This is a genomic window from Pseudomonas indica NBRC 103045, assembly GCF_002091635.1.
GTDB lineage: Bacteria > Pseudomonadota > Gammaproteobacteria > Pseudomonadales > Pseudomonadaceae > Pseudomonas_M > Pseudomonas_M indica.
Genome location: NZ_BDAC01000055.1, coordinates 1 through 1,189 on the forward strand (window position 1 = coordinate 1; position 1,189 = coordinate 1,189).

Consider the following 1,189-nt stretch of genomic DNA (forward strand, 5'->3'; position numbering starts at 1 on the left):
CCTAGTGTGGTGTTTCAAAAATAAAGATCATATTTTCGAGGTCATCGCCTCGGCTGCTCGGCCTACACTCGCCAGTATGTCCTCGGCTTTTCGATACCAGCGAAAAGGCCGGGGATTGGCGTTATGGGTAGATAGGTAGTGCTCGATGGAGGTTTCCAGATCCTTCACGCTGGTATGCGCCTGGCGCTTGATCCATTTCTCGCTCAATGTCGAGAAAAAGCGCTCCACCAGGTTCAACCAGGACGCCGAGGTTGGCGTGAAATGCACTTGATAGCGTGGGTGAGCCGCAAGCCAGGCTTTCACCTTGTCAGTCTTGTGTGTTGCATAGTTGTCCATCACCAAATGGATTGGCATGCCCTCTGGAACATTGACATCCACCTCTTTGAGGAAGGCCAAGAACTCGGCACTCCGATGGCGGCGTTTCAGGCGGCCAATCACTTCGCCGGTGGCAACATCCAACGCGGCAAACAACGACGTTGTTCCATGACGCTTGTAATCGTGAGTGCGCGTGGCCGGCTTGCCTGGAGCCAGAGGTAGCCCAGGCTGGGTGAGGTTGAGCGCCTGGATCTGGCTTTTCTCATCGATGCAGAGCACCAAGGCCTTGTCGGGTGGGTTGAGGTACAGCCCAACGATATCGTGAACCTTGTCCACAAACGCAGGATCGGTCGATAGCTTGAAGGTTTTTTCCAGATGAGGCTTGAGTCCGAAGGCATGCCATATACGCATCACGCTGGCGGGCGAAACCCCGGTTGCCTGGGCCATGGAGCGAGTACTCCAGTGGCTGGCGTCGGCAGGTTTGGATTGCAATACCTGATTAACGACCTGCTGAACCTGTTCGTCGGTAATGCTGCGCGGCCGGCCAGAACGATGCTCGTCATTGAGTCCATCGAGGCGTAGCCGATTAAATCGGACTCGCCAACGCGAGACCGTGTGGACACCAATACCGAGTCGGTTGGCAATAGAAGTACCAGACTCACCGGTCGCGCACGCCAGGATAATTTCGGCTCGAATGCGGGATTCGGCAGGGCCCTTACGCTGCCGGGAGCGACGAAGTAGTTCATGGCGCTCTTCGTCGCTCAGCTCGATAGGGGAAGCAGGACGGCCGGTTCTCATATCGTTGCTCCGGTGCTTTTCTGATGCTGAAAGCCTAGACCAAAATATGAGCGCTACTTGCGAAACACCACACTAG

General features: G+C 55.7%; 1 protein-coding gene. It reads right to left on the reverse strand.

The genetic code is table 11. The features are described 5' to 3' along the window. Positions 1–27: 27 nt before the first annotated feature. Positions 28–1,113, reverse strand: coding sequence for an IS630 family transposase (locus tag PIN01S_RS26130; protein WP_084339831.1), 1,086 nt, complete (start codon positions 1,111–1,113; stop codon positions 28–30). Between the last annotated feature and the right edge of the window lie 76 nt (positions 1,114–1,189).

What these genes read in the sequence shown, in the direction of transcription:
- PIN01S_RS26130 (WP_084339831.1), bottom strand. Translation starts at nt 1,113, where the DNA reads ATGAGAACCGGCCGTCCTGCTTCCCCTATCGAGCTGAGCGACGAAGAG.